10 protein-coding genes are annotated in these 15,342 nt (G+C 61.1%); 5 read left to right on the top strand and 5 right to left on the bottom strand.

The window, feature by feature from the left end; all coding sequences use genetic code 11:
• The first annotated feature begins 16 nt into the window (after window positions 1–16).
• From AAAX32_RS02760 to larD, 3 genes are all read left to right on the top strand, one after another.
• Window positions 17–2,749 carry a phosphoenolpyruvate carboxylase gene (locus AAAX32_RS02760; protein WP_349099943.1) on the top strand — a complete coding sequence of 911 codons (2,733 nt, stop codon included), beginning with the start codon at window positions 17–19 and terminating at the stop codon, window positions 2,747–2,749.
• Window positions 2,750–3,214: 465 nt separating this feature from the next.
• Window positions 3,215–4,492 carry a nickel-dependent lactate racemase gene (larA, locus tag AAAX32_RS02755; protein WP_349099926.1) on the top strand — a complete coding sequence of 426 codons (1,278 nt, stop codon included), beginning with the start codon at window positions 3,215–3,217 and terminating at the stop codon, window positions 4,490–4,492.
• A gap of 49 nt (window positions 4,493–4,541) precedes the next feature.
• Window positions 4,542–5,273 (top strand): D/L-lactic acid transporter LarD, encoded by a 732-nt coding sequence (gene larD / locus AAAX32_RS02750; protein ID WP_349099925.1) that lies wholly within the window; start codon window positions 4,542–4,544, stop codon window positions 5,271–5,273.
• Window positions 5,274–5,580: 307 nt separating this feature from the next.
• Here the strand turns inward: larD and AAAX32_RS02745 are convergent, their stop codons facing one another.
• From AAAX32_RS02745 to serB, 4 genes are all read right to left on the bottom strand, one after another.
• Window positions 5,581–6,120, bottom strand: a complete 540-nt coding sequence (locus AAAX32_RS02745; protein ID WP_349099924.1) for a TetR/AcrR family transcriptional regulator — start codon at window positions 6,118–6,120, stop codon at window positions 5,581–5,583.
• Between the two features lie 2 nt (window positions 6,121–6,122).
• Window positions 6,123–7,046, bottom strand: a complete 924-nt coding sequence (locus AAAX32_RS02740) for a LarC family nickel insertion protein (protein WP_349099922.1) — start codon at window positions 7,044–7,046, stop codon at window positions 6,123–6,125.
• 10 nt (window positions 7,047–7,056) lie between these two features.
• A complete protein-coding gene (gene larB, locus AAAX32_RS02735; RefSeq protein ID WP_349099921.1) occupies window positions 7,057–7,839 on the bottom strand; it encodes a nickel pincer cofactor biosynthesis protein LarB in 783 nt (260 codons plus the stop codon).
• A 114-nt stretch (window positions 7,840–7,953) separates the two neighbouring features.
• The gene (gene serB / locus AAAX32_RS02730; protein WP_055285969.1) at window positions 7,954–8,589 is read right to left on the bottom strand and encodes a phosphoserine phosphatase SerB; all 636 of its coding nucleotides are present in this window, start codon (window positions 8,587–8,589) and stop codon (window positions 7,954–7,956) included.
• A 256-nt stretch (window positions 8,590–8,845) separates the two neighbouring features.
• Here serB and aspS point away from each other — a divergent pair, with 256 nt between their 5' ends.
• The gene (gene aspS, locus AAAX32_RS02725) at window positions 8,846–10,633 is read left to right on the top strand and encodes an aspartate--tRNA ligase (RefSeq protein WP_117770446.1); all 1,788 of its coding nucleotides are present in this window, start codon (window positions 8,846–8,848) and stop codon (window positions 10,631–10,633) included.
• 307 nt (window positions 10,634–10,940) lie between these two features.
• Here aspS and AAAX32_RS02720 read toward each other — a convergent pair whose 3' ends face one another.
• Window positions 10,941–11,957, bottom strand: coding sequence for a LacI family DNA-binding transcriptional regulator (locus tag AAAX32_RS02720; RefSeq protein ID WP_349099920.1), 1,017 nt, complete (start codon window positions 11,955–11,957; stop codon window positions 10,941–10,943).
• 375 nt (window positions 11,958–12,332) lie between these two features.
• On the opposite strand from AAAX32_RS02720, the gene AAAX32_RS02715 reads away from it, so the two are divergent.
• A complete protein-coding gene (locus AAAX32_RS02715) occupies window positions 12,333–15,341 on the top strand; it encodes a glycoside hydrolase family 2 TIM barrel-domain containing protein (protein WP_349099919.1) in 3,009 nt (1,002 codons plus the stop codon).
• Window position 15,342 lies beyond the last annotated feature (1 nt).

Here is a 15,342-nt window from a genome sequence, read left to right as displayed (position 1 = left end):
CCGCCTCGTTAACCGAATCGGCTCGAATGCCGAGTCCAGGGAGCGTCTCGCCGAGATCGAGATCCCCGAGGAGCTGCGCGACAATCTGGCGCTGTTCTTGCGCCTGGAGCGCCGTGTGCTTAGCGAGTATGATCCCGAGATCGCGGACCTGTTCGACAAGATTTTGACAGCCGAGATTGTGGTCAATGCCGGCAACCCCGGTACCTGCGCTGCCGACGAAGCCGTCGACAAGCAGGGCGTGCCCACCGCCGACGAGCCCACTGCCGTGGCATTTCGTGAGGTCGTCGATTTGATCGACAGCCTGCCGCTCGATAAGCAGCAGGTCATCGTTCGCGCCTTTACGAGCTTTTTCCATCTGGCAAACCTGTCGGAGGAGAACTACCGTGTGGCGCAGCTGCGCGAGCGCGAGGCCGGTGCGTCGACCGATACCGAGGTCGATCCTGCCAACGAGCTTACCGTTGCCTATCACCAGCTGGTGAATGAGCTGGGTGTCGAGGGTGCCAACGAGCTGCTCGACAAGCTCGAGTTCCACCCTGTCTTTACCGCACATCCCACCGAGGCCCGTCGTAAGGCCGTCGAGGGCAAGATCCGCCGTATCTCCAACCTGCTGGAGGAGCGTCCGCGTCTGGGCGGCTCCGACCTGGTGGAGAACGAGCGCCATATGCTGCAGGAGATCGACGCCCTGGTGCGTACGAGTCCCATCGCGCTCAAGAAGCCCACGCCGGTCGAGGAAGCCGATACCATCATCGACATCTTCGATAACACGCTGTTCGACGTTATCCCCGTTATCTATCGTCGTTTTGACGATTGGGTGCTGGGCGACAAGGCCGGTACTGTGCCGCCGCTGTGCCCGGCGTTCTTCCATCCCGGCAGCTGGATCGGTTCCGACCGCGACGGTAACCCCAACGTCACCGCCAAGGTGAGCCGTGAGGTCGCCGCCAAGTACTTTACGCACATGGTGCTCAAGCTCGAGGACAAGTGCCGCCACATCGGCCGCAACCTCACGCTCGAGGCTACCTACAGCAAGCCGTCGGCCGAGCTCATTAACCTGTGGAACCATCAGGTCGAGATGAGCCCTCGTTACACGGCCCGCGCCGAGCTGATCTCCGAGCACGAGCCACATCGCGCCGTCATGCTCGTCATGGCCGACCGCCTGAACGCCACCGTCCGTCGTATCACCGACACCATGTACCACAGCGCCGACGAGTTCCTGGATGACCTGCGCGTCGTCCAGCGTTCGCTGGCCGCCTGCGGTGCCGTCCGTGCTGCCTACGGCCCGGTCCAAACCATCATCTGGCAGGTCGAGTCCTTCGGCTTCCATATGGTCGAGATGGAGTTCCGTCAGCACTCCGTGGTGCATGCCCGCGCCCTTAAGGATATCCACGAGAACGGTATCCATGGCGACCTGCAGCCCATGACGCGCGAGGTCATCGATACCTTCCGCGCTATCGGCTCCATCCAAAAGCGCTACGGCAAGAAGATGGCGCACCGCTACATCATCTCGTTTACCAAGAGCGCTCAGCATGTGGCCGACGTCTTTGAGCTGGCGCACCTGTCCTTTGCACACGAGGAGGATGTCCCCGAGCTCGACGTGATCCCGTTGTTCGAGCAGCTCGAGGACCTCGAGGGCTGCGTCGACGTGCTCGATCAGATGCTTACGCTGCCCGTGGTGCAAAAGCGCCTTGCCCAGACCAACCGCCGCATGGAGGTCATGCTGGGCTATTCCGACTCTTCCAAGGATGCCGGTCCTACCACGGCCATGCTCGCGCTGCACTCCGCGCAGGAGCGCATCGCCAAGTGGGCAGAGAAGAACGATATCGACCTGGTGCTCATGCACGGTCGCGGCGGTGCCGTGGGCCGTGGCGGCGGCCCGGCCAACAAGGCCGTGCTGGCGCAGCCCAAGGGTTCGGTCAACTGCTTCTTTAAGCTTACCGAGCAGGGCGAAGTCATCTTTGCCCGTTACGGCAACCGCACGCTGGCTCAGCGCCATGTTGAGTCCGTTGCCGCCGCAACGCTTTTGCAGTCGGCCCCGAGTGTCGAGAAGACCAACACCGAGACCACGCAGAAGTTCTGGGATATGGCCGAGAAGCTCAACACTGCAAGCCACGAACGCTATCTGGACCTGCTGAACACCGAGGACTTTACACCGTGGTTCTCGACCGTGACGCCGCTGACCGAGGTCGGTCTGCTGCCGATCGGCTCGCGTCCCGCCAAGCGCGGTCTGGGCGCCAAGTCGCTCGATGACCTGCGTACCATCCCGTGGATCTTCAGCTGGAGCCAGGCGCGCATTAACCTGGCCGCTTGGTACGGTCTGGGCACCGCCTGCGAGCAGCTTGGCGATCTTGACCAGCTCAAGGCTGCCTACCAGGAGTGGCCGTTCTTCCGCACCTTTATCGACAACATCGAGATGTCGATTGCTAAGACCGATCAGCGCATCGCCAAGATGTATCTGCATCTGGGCGACCGCGATGATCTGTCCAAGAAGGTCTTTACCGAGATGCAGCTCACCCGTAAGTGGGTCCTTGCCATCGTCGGTGATGAGTGGCCGCTGCAGCGTCGTCGCGTGCTCGGCTGCGCCGTTCGCGTGCGTAACCCCTACGTCGACGCCCTGTCCATCGCCCAGGTCCGCGCCCTTCGCGAGGTGCGTATGAACCAGGACGAGATGGCCGAGGAGAAGAAGGCCGAGTACATGAGCCTGATTCTTTCGACTGTGACCGGCGTCTCGGCAGGATTGCAGAACACGGGGTAATCGATAGCCCTGTAGTCGTCCGGGCCCGCCATCAGTTTTCTTTTAGGCACGTCCTCGGACATGCAAGAAGCCCTCGCTGCGCACTTCGTGCGGCGAGGGCTTCTTGCGTCCTGCGGAGTGTGCCTAAAAGAAAACTGATGGCGGGCCCTGCGATGTCCGGTCTTCGGCGGATTACTGGCTGGGGGAATATTGGTGCGCTTCGCGCGCTTTGGATGGGGTCTGTCCCGGCGGCGCGTTTGGCGCTTCGCGCCGCGCGCCTTATCGATCGGGATTGAGATGCATGTGGTGCTTCTCGCCTTACGACTGTAGCGGCCGCGGTCCCGTTTGGGATCGCGGCCATTTTGGTGTGGGTCAAATATGAACGTTGTGTTAATGAGTCGGTGGACGGTGGTGTTTTTCGGTGAGCGGCGTATCCTTCCAACGGTTAATCTAGTGTGTCAGTTGAAAGGAAGAGGGCGCTCGTCATTGTTTGAATGTGAACTACCGTTTGACCACAAGACGTTGCATCTGGAGCTCGAGGATAAGAATTTCGCGGGTGTGATGGAAGGTCATCAAAACGAGTTTAAGACTACAAAATCGCAGGAAAAGCTGGTAGAGGAGTCACTTGCCAACCCTTATGGCTCGCCTTCGCTCGAGGAGCTTTGTGCTGGCAAGAAGGATATCGTCATCATTAGCTCCGATCATACGCGTCCCGTTCCCTCGCGTGTGACGATGCCTATTCTGCTGCATCACCTCCATTCCGCTGCGCCCGAGGCTCGAGTGCGTATTTTGGTTGCTACGGGTATGCACCGTCCGTCGACGCACGAGGAACTCGTCAACAAGTATGGCGAGGAGATTGTTGCCAACGAGGAAATCGTTATGCACGTCGCGACTGACGACAGCATGATGAAAAAGATTGGCACCCTGCCTTCTGGTGGCGAGTGCATCATCAACAAGATTGCCGCCGATTGTGACCTGCTGCTTGCCGAGGGCTTTATTGAGCCGCACTTCTTTGCCGGTTTCTCTGGTAGCCGCAAGTCTGTCCTGCCTGGCATCGCCAGCTACAAGACCATCATGTACAACCACAACGGTCAGTTTGTGAACGATTCCCATTCGCGTGCCGGCAACCTGTGCCACAACCACGTGAGCGAGGACATGTTTGCCGCTGCCGAGATGGCTCACCTTGCCTTTGTGCTTAACGTGGTGCTCAACGGCAAGCACGAGGTCATCGGCTCCTTTGCCGGCGACATTCACAAGGCGCACGAGGCCGGCTGTGAGTTCGTGAAGAGCCTTGCCGGCGTTGAGCCCGTTGAGTGCGAGATTGCCATCACCACTAACGGCGGCTACCCGCTCGACCAGAACATCTATCAGGCCGTGAAGGGCATGTGCTCTGCCGAGGCTACGCTTCCCGAGGGCGGCGTGATCATCGACGTCGCCGGTTGTGCCGACGGCCACGGTGGCGAGGGCTTCTATCACAACATCGCCGACAACGATCCGGCGGAGTTTGAGCGCGCCTGCATCGACCGTCCTAAGGACGAGACCCTGCCCGACCAGTGGACGAGCCAGATCTTTGCCCGCATCCTGGCGCATCACCCTGTGATCATGGTCACCGACCTGTGCGATCACCAGATGATCAAGGATATGCACATGACGCCGGTCAACACCCTCGATGAGGCGCTCAAGCTCGCCTTTGAGATGAAGGGTGCCGATGCCAAGGTGGCCGTCATTCCCGATGGCCTGGGCGTTGTCGTCGCTCAGCACTAGTACGCGGCCTAAACGAATCGTTTATAACCGACAAGAAAGATAAGGTTTTATGCTTACCAAACTCCTCTGCGAATTCGGCGCAACGGCCCTCATGATCATCTTTGGCGTGGGCGTGCACTGCGATACCGTGCTCAAGGGCACCAAGTATCAGGGTTCCGGCCATATGTTTGCCATCACCACTTGGTCTTTTGGCATCTCGGTCTGCCTGTTTGTCTTTGGCGGCGCCGTGTGCATGAACCCGGCTATGGTGCTTGCCCAGTGCATCGTAGGTCTGGTGCCGTGGGGCAGCTGCATCCCCTTCATGATCGCCGATATGCTCGGCGGCTTTGTGGGCGCTGTAATCGCTTGGCTTATGTACGCCGATGAGTTCAAGGCTTCCGAGGGCGTCGTCGACCCCATTGCCCAGCGCAACATCTTCTCGACCAACCCCACCACCGAGGGCACCAACTATGCCCGTAACTTCTTCTGCGAGGCTATCTGCACCTTCGTGTTCATCAGCGCCATCCTTGCTGCCGCTAGCCGCGCCGGCGAGAACGTTTTGATGCTCGCTATCTGCGTCGGTCTGATCGTTTGGGCTGTTGGCATGGGCATGGGCGGTATCACCGGCTTCGCCATGAACCAGGCTCGTGACCTTGGTCCTCGCATGGCCTATCAGGTGCTGCCGATCAAGAATAAGGCTGACAACAACTGGAAGTACGGCCTGCTCGTTCCTGGCATCGCTCCGTTTATCGGTGCCGCTCTGGCCGCGCTGTTTGTGCATGGTTTCTTGGGCATGTTCTAGGCCAAGACAATTGATATAACGCCCGGGTCCGGCATAGGTTAACTTTCCGCCGCGTCCTCGGACATGCAAGAAGCTCCCGCTGCGCACTTCGTGCGGCGGGAGCTTCTTGCGTCCTGCGGAATGCGGCGGAAAGTTAACCTATGCCGGACCCTGCGGGAATCCAGTTGCCTTCGAACAAGCAGCCCAACATATATATCTGAATATAGATGGGAGGGGCTTGTTGCTGTTGGGGGCGTTGAAGTGTGAATGACACTTTGGGATGCGTGGCGGCCTGGGTTGGGTCGATGATTTGGGATGAGCTTCTTACTTAGGTGAAGAGGGGCTTTATGGCTGAGAGGTAGTCTTTGGCTACGTCGGCTTTGTTTGCTTGGAAGTTGTGCCAGGCCCACCATTGGACCATTCCTACGAAGCTTGAGGCTATGTGGTGTAGTAGGAAACTGCGGTCCATGGTGGCGGCGGGGCCTTGGGGGCCGTTGGGGACGGTTTCGGCTGCGCGCGACATGATGGTCTTGCGGAGGCAGTCGGCGAAGACGCGTGAGCCGGCGCCGGCTACGAGGGCTCGAACGCCCTGACGGCGTTCCCAGAGGTTGTTGAGGATATGCTCGACTTGCACGAGTGGGTCGTCGAGCGGCGTACCATCGTCGTCGAGGGCGTGGGTGCAGATGTCGCTCACGAGCTCGGACAGTAGGTCGTCTTTGCTCTTAAAGAGGCCGTAGAATGTCGCGCGGCCTACGTGGGCGCGCGCGATGATGTCGCCGACGGTGATCTTGCCGTAGTCCTCTTCGCGCAGCAGCTCGGAGAACGCCGAAACGATGGCAGCGCGGCTTTTTGCCTTGCGGGCATCCATGGCTATGCGTCCGCGTGAACGAGCAGGCAGCGGAGCGTACCGGAGCAACCCTCGTAGGGGCGCTTGCCAGCGCCGTAGCCGACGGCTTCGATGCGGTAGCGTGAGGGCAGTTGGTCGGACGTACGCAGCGCGGTGACGATGGCGGCGCCCGTGGGCGTCACGAGCTCGCCGGCGACCGGTGCGGGCGTGAGGGCGATATTGCCCGCCTGGCACAGGTTGACGACAGCGGGGACGGGAATGGGCATGAGGCCGTGGGCACAGTGGATGGTGCCGTGGCCCTCGGAGAGCGACTCGACGACAATATCCTCGATGCCCAGGTCATCGAGGCAGATGGCGACAGAGCAGACGTCGACGATGGAATCGACGGCGCCTACCTCGTGGAACATGACGGTCTCGGGCGTTTTGCCGTGGGCCTTGGCCTCGGCGGCGGCGAGCGCGGTAAAGATGGCGAGCGCACGACGCTTGGCGCCATCGCTTAACTGCGAGCCGTCGATGATGGCGGTGACGTCCGCCAAAGAACGATGGTGATGGTGGTGGGCGTGATGATGGCCCTCGTGGCCATGGCCGTGGGTCTCATGATCATGCTCGTGTGTGTGCTCGTGTTCGTGTTCGTGTTCACCATGATCATGATGGTGGTGCTCATGCTCATGTGTGTGCTCGGCAGCTGCTTCGTTGCCGTAGAGCCAGGCCATGTCGTGGTCGTGGTTCTCGAGCTCCTCTGCAAGCTGGACGTCAAAGTCGCAGGCGTCGATGCCATGCTTGTTTGCACGCGTGACGGCGATCGAAAAGCCGTCGACCGGCAGCGTGGCGAGCTGTTCGCGCAGGTGCCCCTCGCTGGCGCCCAGGTCGAGCAGGGCTGCGACGGTCATATCGCCGCTGATGCCCGAGGTGCCGTCGATGATAAGCGTGTGCTGATGGTTGGACATGGAATGCTCCTTAACGGGCGCAGGGTGTGCCGGCGCTCAGATGATTGATAAGACTTGCCTGGTAGGCGGCACCGAAGCCGTTGTCGATATTGACGACCGAAACGCCGCTGGAGCAGGAGTTGAGCATGGCGAGCAGCGCGGCTACGCCACCAAAACTCGCGCCGTAGCCCACGCTGGTGGGAACGGCGATGACCGGACAGCTCACCAGACCGCCGATAACGCTCGCCAACGCGCCCTCCATGCCGGCGATGGCGATGACCACCTGCGCCTGTGCAAGTTCCTCGGCATGCGCGAGCAGGCGGTGCAGGCCGGCAACACCCACGTCGTAGAGGCGGTCGACCTCGTTGCCATAGAATTCGGCCGTCAACGCGGCTTCCTCGGCGACGGGCAAGTCGCTCGTGCCGGCGCAGGCGACGACGATGCGTCCGTTGCCGGTAGGGGAGGGCTTGCCGCCCACGAGGGCGAGCTGTGCGTCCGGGACATATCCCAGGTCGATGCCGTTGTCGAGGAGCTTCGAGGTACGGGCCGCTTTTTCGCTGTCCAGGCGCGTGACCAGGATGCGCTCCTGGCCGGCATCGCGCAGCGCCTCGATAATGGCGGCAATCTGCTCGGCGGTTTTACCGGCACCGTAGACAACCTCGCCGGCTCCCTGGCGCACCCCGCGTGAAAGATCGAGCTGTGCAAAGCCCAGGTCGGCGGTCGGCGCCGTCTGGAGGCGCGTGAGGGCGACTGCCGGGGTGACTACTCCGCCGGCAACATCGCTCAGCAATTGCTCAAGATCTCGCTTATCCATATATGTTCCCTTCGACGGCGCAAAGTCTAGCACTCAAAGGGTATGTTTCCGAACACTAAGACAAAATTGTTCGGAAACTATAGGACAGACTGATTCTCTTGTTAGAAGGATCGACTAGTCGCGCAGGATGATGTCCATGGCGAGCATCAGGTTGCGCTCATCGATGGCAAACGGGGCGGCTTCGCGCGTTTTGGGCTTGGCGCAAAACGCGATGCCCGTGCCCGCGGCCTGAATCATGGGGATGTCGTTGGCGCCGTCACCGATCGCGACGGTGTGGGCCATGTCGACACCGCACTCAACCGCCCAATCCAGCAGCTGGATGAGCTTGGATTCCTTGGTCACGATGTCTGCCGCCAGCTTACCGGTGAGCTTGCCGTCCACGACCTCTAGGCGGTTAGCCAGGCAAAAATCGATGCCCGCGGCGGCCACGATCTTGTCGGCCACCTCATGGAAGCCGCCGCTTACCACGCCGACCTTCCAGCCCTTGCTGTGCGCTGAGCGCACAAGCTCCAGCGCGCCAGGAGTAAACGTCACGCGCTCAAAGGTACGCTCGAACACACTCTCGTCCAAGCCGGCAAGCAGCCCCACGCGCTCCTCGAGCGCCTGCTTAAAGTCCAGTTCGCCGCGCATGGCGCGCTCAGTGATCTTCGCCACTTGCTCGCCTACGCCGGCCTCCTCGCCCAACAGGTCGATGACCTCCTGGTTGATGAGCGTGGAGTCGATATCCATAACAATGAGCCGTGCAGTCATGACGGGCCTTTCCAAGTGCTGTTTTATTGGGGCATATTGTCGCACGTGACGCGTGCAGACGGGTGCCGCGACGCATCAATTGTTTCGTCTCCGTCAAGTCTTTGGGCAGGAGCCACTTTTCCGCGGCACATCGACACAGGTGCGATAAGATAGAACGCCATGTCTGGCTGCGCGGTTTACGCAGGCTGGGCAAATCTGTACGACGCCGCCCGGAACGACACGGGGCGGCACAGATCCATAAAGGAGGATCACTGGTATGAGCCAGACCCGTCCCATCGATGAGCATTCCATGCACACCCGTACCTGCGGCGAGCTTCGCTTCGAGAACGTGGGCGAAGAGGTCACCCTCACCGGTTGGGTGAGTCGTCGCCGCGACCACGGCGGCCTTATCTTCTGCGACCTTCGTGACCGCGAGGGCATCACGCAGCTCACCTTCGACCCCGAGCACTCCGACGGCGATGCCTTTAAGATCGCCGAGACCATGCGTCCCGAGTGGCCCATCAAGATCCACGGCGTCGTGCGCGCTCGTGGTGAGGAGACCACCAACACCAAGCTCGCGACCGGCGAGATCGAGGTCCTGACCGACCACGCCGAGGTGCTCAACACGTCCGTCACCCCGCCGTTCCAGATCGAGGACGGCATCGAGACGAGCGAGGACACCCGCCTGCGCTATCGCTATCTGGACCTCCGTCGTCCCGAGATGATGGCCAACCTCAAGCTGCGCTCCGACTTTACCTTTGCCATTCGGGAGGCGCTGCACAACCGTGAGTTCATGGAGGTCGAGACGCCCTCCCTGTTCAAGTCCACGCCCGAGGGCGCTCGCGACTTCATCGTTCCCAGCCGTATTCAGCCGGGTAACTTCTACGCCCTGCCGCAGTCCCCGCAGCTCCTGAAGCAGCTGCTCATGGTCGGTGGCGTCGAGCGCTACTACCAGGTTGCCAAGTGCTTCCGCGACGAGGACCTGCGTGCCGACCGTCAGCCCGAGTTCACCCAGGTCGATATCGAGATGTCCTTCGTGGACCAGAACGACGTCATGAGCGCGCTCGAGGAGGTCCTGGCCGACGCCTTCGGCCGCATGGGCGTCGAGATGCCTACGCCGCTGCGTCGTATGGACTACTGGGAGGCCATGGACACCTATGGCTCCGACAAGCCCGATACCCGCTATGGCATGCACCTGGTCGACCTGACCGACATCTTCGCCAACTCCAAGTTCAAGGTCTTTGCGACTGCCGCAAACGAGGAGGGCTCTGTCGTCAAGGCCATCAACGCCAAGGGCGCCGGTGCCTGGGCACGTGCCAAGATCGATAAGCTTGCCGGCGTGGCCTCCACGTTTGGCGCCAAGGGCCTGGCCTGGATTGCTTTCCGCGAGGACGGCTCTATCAACAGCCCCATCGTCAAGTTCTTCTCGGACGAGGAGATGGCGGCTCTGCGCGAGCGCATGGATGTCGAGCCCGGCGACCTTGTGATGTTCGCCGCCGGCCCGCGCTTGCTCTCCGACGAGATCCTGGGCGGCATGCGTTCGCACATGGCCAATGCGCTCGAGATCAAGCGCGAGGGCCACGACTTCCTGTGGGTCGTCAACTTCCCGCTGTTCCACTGGGACGAGGATCGCAAGGCCTATGCTGCCGAGCACCAGCCCTTTACCCTGCCGACCGAGACCGACATCGCCAAGATCGAGGCCGACCCGTTGGCAGCCGGTTCTTGCACCTACGACTTTGTCATGGACGGCTTTGAGGCCGGCGGCGGCGGTATGCGTATCCACAACGCCGAGATGCAGATGTCCATGCTCAAGCTCCTGGGCTTTACCGAGGAGCGTGCCGAGTCTCAGTTCGGCTTCCTCATGGAGGCCCTCAAGTTTGGTGCGCCCCCGATGGGCGGTTTCGCTCTGGGCCTGGACCGCGTGTGCATGCTGCTCACCGGTTCCGACTCCATCCGCGACGTCATGGCGTTCCCCAAGACGGCCAGCGGCTCCGACCTTATGTCGGGCGCTCCGAGTGCCGTTAGCGGCGCCCAGCTCAAGGACGTCAGTCTGCGCCTGATGTAGGCGAGCGGCTACATCTTGCTTGCAACGAGGGAAGGACGTGTGTCTTCCCTCGTTTTTTATACGCCGAGATTGTGAGGGTATATAGGGTGACCGGGCGTCGCGGAAAGTGCGTCCCGGAATCTGGGTCCAGAACGGGTCGCGCTTTCCCAAAGGGGGTCCTCTGGGAAAGCGCGACCCAGAATTCGGCAAAATAATGGGGCACAGTTTCCGGTTGAGCTGTCTAACGGAAACTGTGCCCCAGAATGAGCACTCAAAACGGGGCAGGCTTTCCGTAACAACTGTCTGGCGGAAAGCCCGGCCCAGTTTCTTATAGCGAGTCTCTCTGGATCAGCTGCATGTGCATCACGGAGGTGGTGGGCTCGGCGCCCTTGATCATGTCGAGCGCAATGTTGGCGGCCATGTGGCCTTCTTCGCGCAGGGGCTGGCGGACGGTCGTGAGCGCGGGGACGCAGCGCGTCGCAATCTCGTGATCGTCGAAGCCGACGACAGAAATGTCCGCCGGAACGGATAGGCCTTCCTCGTTGAGTGCGGTGATGACGCCAGCCGCGATACGGTCCGATCCGCAGAGCACGCCATCGAAAGCAATCTCGCGCGCGAGGATCTGGTGCATGGCCTGATAGCCGTCTCCGTTGTTCCAGCCGGTATAGATAACGTTTGCGTCTGGGAGGTCTTCGCCCAAGACGGCGCGGTAGCCGCGCAGGCGGTCGACAACGGCGGGGTTGTCTTGCGGTCCCAACACGGCGACGATATCTTTGCGCCCTCGCTCCTTCATAGCGAGCGCTGCAAAGCGTCCGCCCTCTTCGTCGTCAGAGTAGACCGTCGAGAACACATCGCGATAGGGGTGGCCCTCGAGCTGGCCGCACAACACGGTGGGTACGCCCAGCTCGCGCAGCACCTCGAGCAGCTCGCTGCCCTTGTAGGGGGAGACGTCGATCACGGCGTCGAACGAGCGGCGCTCAAAGTGCTCGCGTGCGCGGTTGCGCTCATGCGTAGAAGACGCCTGCAAGATAACGGGCAGATAGGACGACTCCGACAGTTCCTCGGTAATGCCGCTCAAAAACTCGCTATAGGTGGGGTCGCTGAAGAGTTCACTCAGGGGCTCGGTCACGAGTACGGCGATGATTTCCGTGCGCCCGACAGCGAGCGCTCGGCCACGAGCGTTGGGGACAAAATTGACTTCCTTGGCCGCCGCGCGGACGCGCTTTTTGGTTTCCTCGCTAATGCGGGGCGAATCGTTGAGGGCGCGCGATGCCGTGGAGCGCGACACGCCGGCAGCTGCGGCAACCTCGGCAAGCGTAGGTGCGGTGCGAACTGGTTGGGTCATGGCGTCTCCTGGAAAATGTGGTCGATGTTGTCACTGATACGGGCTGGTGCGGATACAGCTTACTATAGTGCGCCTGAACAGCGTTCATGATATCCGGCCACTGGTGGCATTTCACAGTCAGGCTGCTGCTGAACATGGCTTGCAAGGGTGGGGCATAGATGGGCGCGGCCGTTGTCCGCTGCCTGGGAATGCTGTTTTGCGCTGAGTTTCGATACTCAGAGTGACATAAGTGTCGTGGTTGTACAACCGGTTGCACCGTTAATCCGGCGAAATCGACCGTTCAGCGGACAACCGGTTGCACAGTTTTTTGCATCGCCCGTAAGATAAGGACAACCGGTTGCACAAGAATCACTACGATGACGAAGGAGCATCACCATGGACGCCATTAACGATTGGGAAAACCAAGCGCTCACCCACAGGAACCGCCTGGCACCCCATGCGTACTTTATGGGTTACGAGACCGCCGATCTCGCCGCTACGTACAGCCGCGAGCTGTCGCGCGGGTTTGTCCAGCTGTCCGGCTCGTGGCAGTTCCGCCTCTTTGAGGGACCTGCTGCCGTTTCCAACGAGGAGCTCTCCACGTACGAGCCCGAGTGGGATCACGTGGAAGTTCCGCACCTGTGGCAGGTAGATGGCTACGGCAACCTTGCCTATACCGACGAGGGCTTCCCGTTCCCGGTGGATCAGCCGTTTGTTCCCTCCGATGACCCCACGGGCGTCTACCAGCGCATCGTCAACCTTCCCGCTGTTCCTGCCGGCGCTCGCGAGATCATTCGCTTCGACGGCATCGAGAGCTATGGCGAGCTGTACGTCAACGGTCAGTTTATCGGCATGACCAAGGGCTCGCGCCTGTCCGCCGAGTTCGACGTGACCGACGCACTTGTCGAGGGCGACAACCTTTTTGCGGTTAAGGTCTTGCAGTACAGCGATGGCAGCTACATCGAGGACCAGGATATGTGGTGGGCCTCGGGCATCTTCCGCGACGTGTACCTTATGCAGCGTCCCGCCGCGCATCTGGTAGACTTTAGGTTCCGCACGCACCGCGAGGGCGATACCGCTCTGATCACGCTCGATACGGTGGCCGAGGGCGCTTCCCGCATCGTGTTTACGCTCAGCGATGGCGAGAACGTGGTGGCTACGGGTGAGTGCGTCGACGGCCATGCCGAATGCAACGTGACCGATGCCCACTTCTGGAACCCCGAGGACCCCTTCCTCTATGACCTTACGCTTGAGGTCTACGACGGTGACGAGGTCAGCGAGTACGTTCCGCATCGCCAGGGTCTTGCCGAGGTGACGGTCGAGGGCAATCATATCTACCTCAACGGCACTTACTTTAAGATGCATGGCGTCAACCGCCACGATCACGACGATCACAAGGGCCGCGCCGTGGGCCTCGATCGCATGCGCCGCGACCTGGAGCTCATGAAGCAGCACAACATCAACGCGGTGCGCACGTCCCACTACGCCAACGACCCGCGCTTCTACGAGCTGTGCGATGAGTATGGCATCATGCTGGTCGCCGAGACCGATATGGAGAGCCACGGCTTCGAGAATATCGGCAATATCGCCCTGGTCACCGACGACCCGGCATGGGAGCCGGCCTACGTCGACCGTATTGAGCGCCTGGTGATGCAGGAGCGCAACCACGCCTGCATCATTATGTGGTCGATGGGCAACGAGAGCGGCTATGGCTGCAACATCCGTGCAATGTATGCCAAGGCTCACGAGCTCGATGGTCGTCCGGTCCATTACGAGGAGGACCGCAACGCCGATACCGTTGATGTCATTTCCACGATGTACTCCCGTGTTTCGCAGATGAACGACTTTGGCGAGCATCCGTTCCCCAAGCCGCGCATCAACTGCGAGTACGGTCACTCCATGGGCAACGGTCCCGGGGGCCTGTCCGAGTACCAGGAGGTCTTTGATCGCTGGGATTGCATCCAGGGCCAGTTTATTTGGGAATGGTGCGACCACGGTCTGGCTGCTGTGACCGAGGACGGCGTTGCCTACGATATGTATGGTGGCGACAACGGCGATTACCCCAACAACAGCAACTTCTGCATCGATGGTATGGTGTTCCCTTGGCAGCAGCCGAGCCCGGGCCTCACTGAGTATGGCCAGGTCATCTGCCCGGTTCGCATGGCCTACGATGCCGAGGCGGGCGAGCTGACTGTCACCAACAAGCGGTGGTTCACCACCCTCGAGGATGTCTGTCTGTCGGCGGAGACCCTGGTGGACGGCGACGTAGTGTGCCGCAAGACGCTCGTGCCCGGTGCGGTTGCCCCCGGTGAGTCCGTCCAGCTTCCGCTAGTGATTCACGAGGCCGCGGTAGGCGAGACCCTGCTGACCGTGCGCGCCTACACCATGGCCGCTCACGTCTGGTGCAAGCCGATGTTCCAACTGGGCGCAAGCCAGTTTGCCATCGCAAACCATCCGGCGCCGGCCATCGCCGCCCCCGCTCGTCCTGAGCTTACGGTCGAGGAGACCGAGCAGGAGATTCGCATTCACTCCCTCAATGGCGAGCTGACCTTCAGCAAGGTAAGCGGCACCGTGAGCGAGTGGAAGGCATCCGGCCGCGACGTCATGGCCTCCGGTCCCCAGGTTGGTTTTTGGCATCCGCTCGTCGACAACCACGCCCAGGAGTACGACTCCCTGTGGAAGGACAACTTCATCGATGTAATGCAGACGTCCACCCGCAAGGTTTCTTGGAAGCAGGACGGCAATGCGGTCGTCGTTACCGTGAGCCAGCGCATTGCTCCTCCCGTCCGTGCGTTCGGCATGCGCGTCGAGCTTGTCTACACCGTGCTTCCGAGCGGTCGCGTCGACCTCAAGGTTTCCGGCGAGCCTTACGGCGACTATTCGGACATTATCCCGCGCATCGGCATCTCCTTCGAGGTCCCCGGTTGCGATCGTGCCGTCGAGTGGTATGGCCACGGCCCGGGCGAGAACTATCCGGACTCGCTGTGCGCCAACCCGGTCGGCCATTACCGCACTACGGTCGACGACATGTTCACGCCGTATGTCATGCCCCAGGATTGCGCTAACCGCGAGGGCACCCGTTGGGTCGCCCTGCGCTCCAGCCACGGTGACGGCGTGTTGGTGACTCGTCCGACCGACGCCGCTTCCAACCCGTTCTCGTTCTCGGCATGGCCCTATAGCTGCGAGGCCATCGATAACGCCAAGCACGTCTACGACCTTGTCAAGGGTGACACGGTCACGGTCAACATCAACGACCAGCTGCTCGGCCTTGGCTCGAACTCTTGGGGTTCCGAGGTGCTCGATTCCTATCGCACCCGTTTTGAGAGCTTCAGTTTCGAGGTGTCCCTGCGACCGCTGACGTCTGCCGATCTGGCTCAGGCGCTGGCACCCATTAAGGAGGCATAAG

The sequence above is a fragment of the Collinsella sp. CLA-ER-H3 genome, from assembly GCF_040092425.1.
GTDB lineage: Bacteria > Actinomycetota > Coriobacteriia > Coriobacteriales > Coriobacteriaceae > Collinsella.
The sequence above is the reverse complement of the archived record's forward strand: the minus strand, read 5'-3'. Positions and strand labels throughout refer to the sequence as shown.

Bases quoted from the DNA above. Each gene is read 5' to 3' on its own strand.
- serB (WP_055285969.1), bottom strand. From the start codon at position 8,589: ATGACTGCACGGCTCATTGTTATGGATATCGACTCCACGCTCATCAAC.
- AAAX32_RS02715 (WP_349099919.1), top strand. From the start codon at position 12,333: ATGGACGCCATTAACGATTGGGAAAACCAAGCGCTCACCCACAGGAAC.
- aspS (WP_117770446.1), top strand. From the start codon at position 8,846: ATGAGCCAGACCCGTCCCATCGATGAGCATTCCATGCACACCCGTACC.
- larD (WP_349099925.1), top strand. From the start codon at position 4,542: ATGCTTACCAAACTCCTCTGCGAATTCGGCGCAACGGCCCTCATGATC.
- AAAX32_RS02745 (WP_349099924.1), bottom strand. From the start codon at position 6,120: ATGGATGCCCGCAAGGCAAAAAGCCGCGCTGCCATCGTTTCGGCGTTC.
- AAAX32_RS02720 (WP_349099920.1), bottom strand. From the start codon at position 11,957: ATGACCCAACCAGTTCGCACCGCACCTACGCTTGCCGAGGTTGCCGCA.
- AAAX32_RS02740 (WP_349099922.1), bottom strand. From the start codon at position 7,046: ATGTCCAACCATCAGCACACGCTTATCATCGACGGCACCTCGGGCATC.
- larB (WP_349099921.1), bottom strand. From the start codon at position 7,839: ATGGATAAGCGAGATCTTGAGCAATTGCTGAGCGATGTTGCCGGCGGA.